This is a genomic window from Gemmobacter sp., from assembly GCF_016792925.1.
Classification (GTDB): Bacteria; Pseudomonadota; Alphaproteobacteria; order Rhodobacterales; family Rhodobacteraceae; genus Gemmobacter.
The window spans coordinates 1-4226 of record NZ_JAEULU010000347.1 but is presented as its reverse complement, the minus strand read 5'-3'; the positions used below and the strand labels follow the sequence as shown (position 1 = coordinate 4226).

The 4226-nt window shown below is 67.1% G+C and carries 5 protein-coding genes; 3 read left to right on the top strand and 2 right to left on the bottom strand.

Annotated elements, in window-relative coordinates; all coding sequences use genetic code 11:
* The 3 genes from JNN06_RS17220 to JNN06_RS17210 form a co-directional block, all read left to right on the top strand.
* Positions 1 to 724 (top strand): ABC transporter permease (locus tag JNN06_RS17220; RefSeq protein ID WP_291240822.1); only part of this gene is annotated, 724 nt, incomplete at its 5' end.
* A 47-nt stretch (positions 725 to 771) separates the two neighbouring features.
* The gene (locus JNN06_RS17215) at positions 772 to 1743 is read left to right on the top strand and encodes an ABC transporter substrate-binding protein (RefSeq protein ID WP_291240821.1); all 972 of its coding nucleotides are present in this window, start codon (positions 772 to 774) and stop codon (positions 1741 to 1743) included.
* Between the two features lie 112 nt (positions 1744 to 1855).
* Positions 1856 to 3106, top strand: coding sequence for a helix-turn-helix domain-containing protein (locus JNN06_RS17210; protein WP_291240820.1), 1251 nt, complete (start codon positions 1856 to 1858; stop codon positions 3104 to 3106).
* Positions 3107 to 3219: 113 nt separating this feature from the next.
* Here the strand turns inward: JNN06_RS17210 and JNN06_RS17205 are convergent, their stop codons facing one another.
* Positions 3220 to 3567: a hypothetical protein gene (locus JNN06_RS17205; RefSeq protein ID WP_291240819.1), complete on the bottom strand. Its 348-nt coding sequence runs from the start codon at positions 3565 to 3567 to the stop codon at positions 3220 to 3222.
* 64 nt (positions 3568 to 3631) lie between these two features.
* Positions 3632 to 4226, bottom strand: a 595-nt coding sequence (locus JNN06_RS17200; RefSeq protein ID WP_366813025.1) for an endonuclease/exonuclease/phosphatase family protein, incomplete at its 5' end; no start/stop codon positions are given.

The window sequence follows — 4226 nt, the reverse complement described above, 5'->3', positions numbered from 1 at the left end:
GCTGACCTTGTTGTATCTCTGGGAAATTACCGTTCGCAAATTCGACATCAGCCCGGTGATCCTGCCCGCGCCCTCGGCGATCTGGGCGCAGATCACCGGCAGCCTGCCGACGCTTTGGGCCGACTTCGTGCAGACCTTTGTGAAGGGCGCGCTGACCGGCTATGCCCTGGGCTGTGGCGCGGCGGTGCTGGTCGCGGTGCTGATCGACCGCTCGCCCTTCCTGCAACGCGGGCTTTTGCCGGTGGGCAACTTCGTTGCGGCCTTGCCGATTGTCGGCGTCGCGCCCATCATGGTGATGTGGTTCGGCTTTGACTGGCAGTCCAAGGCGGCGGTGGTGGTGATCATGGTGTTCTTCCCGGTGCTGGTGAACACGGTGGCGGGCTTGCGCGCCACCGACCCGATGCAGCGCGACCTGATGGCGACCTATGGGGCAAGCTATTGGCAAAGCTTGCTGAAACTGCGCCTGCCGGCCGCCATGCCCTTTCTGTTCAACGGCTTGAAGATTGCCACCACGCTGGCGCTGATCGGCGCCATCGTGGCCGAGTTCTTTGGCAGCCCCATCGTGGGCATGGGGTTCCGCATCACCGCCGAGATCGGGCGCCTTGGCCTGCCGATGATCTGGGCCGAGATCGCGGTGGCGGCCCTTGCGGGGTCGGCCTTTTTCGGCGCGGTGGCGCTGATCGAGAAACGGGTGACCTTCTGGCACCCGTCACAACGGCACTGAGACACCTGAAAAACCGGGGCAAACCCGGACAACATGGAGGTTTGACGATGAAGAAACTGCTGACGGCGGCCATGGGTCTTCTGCTGGCGGGCGCAGCCCATGCCGAGGATGTGACGCTGCAATTGAAATGGGTCACCCAGGCCCAGTTCGCGGGCTATTATGTGGCCCAGGCCAAGGGCTTTTACGAGGAGGAGGGGCTTAATGTCACCATCCTGCCCGGCGGCCCGGATGTGGCCCCCACGCAGGTGATCGCTGGCGGCGGCGCCGATGTGGTGGTGGACTGGATGCCCTCGGCCCTTGCGGCCCGCGAAAAGGGGCTGGCGCTGGTGAACATCGCGCAACCCTTCAAATCCTCGGGCATGATGCTGACTTGCCTGAAGGAAAGCGGCGTGGCGACCCCGGCCGATTTCAAGGGCAAGACGCTGGGCGTCTGGTTTGGCGGCAATGAATACCCGTTCCTGAACTGGATGAACAAGCTGGCGCTCAAGACCGATGGCAGCGATGTGACGGTGCTGAAGCAGGGGTTCAACGTCGATCCGCTGTTGCAGAAACAGGCGGCCTGCATCTCGACCATGACCTATAACGAATATTGGCAGGTGATCGACGCGGGCGTGAAGCCCGAGGATCTGGTGACCTTCAAATATGAGGATGAAGGCGTGGCGACGCTGGAAGACGGCCTCTATGTGCTGGAAGACAAGCTGAAAGACCCCGCCTTTGAAGAGAAGATGGTGAAATTCGTCCGCGCCAGCATGAAAGGCTGGAAATATGCCGAGGCGAATGCGGATGAGGCGGCGATGATCGTGCTGGAAAATGACGAGACCGGCGCTCAGACCGAAAGCCATCAAAAACGCATGATGGGCGAGATCGCCAAGCTGACGGCGGGCAGCAATGGGGCGCTGGATGCGGCCGATTACGACCGCACGGTGGCGGCGCTGATGTCGGGCGGCTCGGACCCGGTGATCACCAAGGCACCGGAAGGGGCCTGGACGCATCAGATCACCGACAAGGCGCTGCAATAAGCGCCGGATCGGGCGAAGGGCAGGCGCGTCGGGCAACCGGCGCGCCTGTCGCATTTCCGGGCTTTGTAAATTTTACTGTAATGTGTAAATTCCGCGCTGCGGAGGTGGTGCCATGCCCTTGAACGAACTCACCGGCAGTCGGTTGCGCGAGCGGCGCATCGCGCTTGGCCTCCGGCAGGCCGAGTTGGCGGCGGCGGCGGGCATTTCGGCCTCTTATCTCAACCTGATCGAACACAACCGCCGCCGGGTGGCCGGGGATGTGCTGCTGCGGCTGGCGGGCGTGCTGGGGGTCGAGGTGGCGGCGCTGGAGGCGGGCAGCGCGGCGGGGCTGGCCGAGGGCTTGCGCGCGGCGGCGGGCGAGCCGGGCGGCGAGGCGGTGGAGCTTGACCGGCTGGAGGAATATCTGGGCCGCTTTCCCGGCTGGGCGGGGCTGACGCTGGGGCTTCAGGCGCGGGTGGCGCAGCTGGAACGCGCGGTGGCGGCGCTGAATGACCGTATCGCCCATGATCCGCAGCTGGAACAGGCGCTGCATGAGGTGCTGTCGGCGGTCAGTTCGGTGCGCTCGACCGCCGGGATTCTGGCGCAGACCGAGGATCTGGATGCCGAATGGCGCGCCCGCTTCCATGCCAATCTTTACGCCGACAGCGAGCGGCTGGCGCAGGGCGCCGGCAGCCTGGTGGCCTATCTGGAGGGCACGGGCGAGGCGGCGGCACCGGGGGGCACCTCGCCCGAGGATGAGCTGGATCAATGGCTTGCCGGGCGGGATTGGCAATTGGCCGGGGAGGCGCGCTTTGACGGGCTGTCGGCGCCGGTCGCGCGCGAAATGGCCGCGCGGCTGGTGGCGCAGGCCGAGGCCGATGCGGCTGCCCTGCCGGAGGCGGATTTTGCCGCGGCCATGCAGGCCCAGGCGGGCGATCCCTTGCGACTGGCACAACAGTTTGGCGCGCCGGTGCTGGCGGTGATGCGGCGCATCGCGCTGTGGCCGGGGGCCGAGGCCGGTCTGGTGATCTGTGATGCCGCCGGGGCGCTGATCTTTCGCAAGCCGGTGGCAGGCTTTCGCCCGCCGCGCTTTGGCGCGGCCTGCGCGCTCTGGCCGGTCTTTGCGGCGCTGGCCCGGCCCGGCCAGCCGCTGGCAACCAGTATCGAGGTGGCGGGGCGGCGGGGCGAGCGCTTCGCGGTGCGGGCCTGGGGCGAGGCGCGCCATCCCGGCGGGTTTGAGGGCGTGGAGGTGCGGCAGGCCGCGATGCTGCTGACGCCCTTGCCCCCCGTCGCGCCCGCGCCTGCGCTGCGGGTGGGGGCGAGTTGCCGGATTTGCCCGGAACAGGCCTGCCCGGCGCGGCGCGAGGCGTCCATCCTGGGCTAAGGCAGGGGGCGCTCGCGCCCCCATTGGATTGATAGAAGGCGGGGGCGCTCGCGCCCCCTCTGGGCCTTGCGGCCCATTCACCCCCTGAGGATATTTGGGTCAGGTTGAAAGGGTCAGAGATCGGTGCTGCCGGCAGGCGGGGCGTCTGAGGTGCCTTCAGGCAGGGCAGGCGGCGGCGGGGCGCCGGCCTTGCGGCGGATCAGGATGTCGCCATTGGGCAGGCGCTCCGGCGCCTCGTAATGTTGCACATCGCCCATCAGCGCGACCAGCTTTTCCATCTGCGGCTGCATGTCCTGCAAAGCCTGCTGCATCTTGTCAAGTTCCGGCGCCACCTCGCCGATCAGGCCTTCAAAGAACATCGACAAGCCGCGTTCCATCAGGCCCGGTTCCTCGGTTTCTTGGGCGAGGCTGGGGGTGGTGAGGCTGAGGGCAAGGACGCAGGGCAGGATGAGGCGGCGCATCTGGATCTCCGGTCTTGGGCTGGCCCCAATATGGGGAGGGCCGGGCCGGGCACCAAGGGGGAATTTAGAGGTCGATTGTCACAGGGAAATGGTCCGAGGCGGTCAGCAGCGCGGCGCGCAATTCCGGCACCGCCCAGCATTTCGGGTCATTCAGCGGATGCCAGATCCGCCAGCGCGGGCGCTGCGCCGCCAGATCGGGCGAGACCATGATGAAATCCAGCAGCGCCTCGAAATAGCGCTGCCAGTCGGGGCTCCAGAACCGGGCTGTCGTGGGTTGCAAGCGGCTGAACTGCGCCATCTCGGCATGGGGATCGTAAAGCCGTCGCTCTGGCGGGCAGGCGGCCCCCAGCACGACCTCGACGCCGGAATGGCCGAACAGGCGCTCGAACTCGTCGAGGCCCGGCCCATCGTTGAAATCCCCCATCACCAGCAGGCTGTCGCCGCGATCCAGATGCGCCTCGACCCGGGCGCGCAGCCACAGGCATTCCGCCAGTTGCTTGCGGCGGTTCTCGATCCCGATGCGGCTGGCATCGGCGGCCGTGCGGGCGCCATGCGGGGCCTTGGATTTGGCATGCACCCCGATCAGCCGCAGCGCGCGCGGCCCGGCCTGCACGGCCAGCTCCAGCGGTGGTTTGGAAAAGCGGATCGGCTCGGGCGTG

Excerpts from the sequence above, each read along its gene's own strand:
- JNN06_RS17215 (WP_291240821.1), top strand. The coding sequence starts at position 772 with ATGAAGAAACTGCTGACGGCGGCCATGGGTCTTCTGCTGGCGGGCGCA.
- JNN06_RS17210 (WP_291240820.1), top strand. The coding sequence starts at position 1,856 with ATGCCCTTGAACGAACTCACCGGCAGTCGGTTGCGCGAGCGGCGCATC.
- JNN06_RS17205 (WP_291240819.1), bottom strand. The coding sequence starts at position 3,567 with ATGCGCCGCCTCATCCTGCCCTGCGTCCTTGCCCTCAGCCTCACCACC.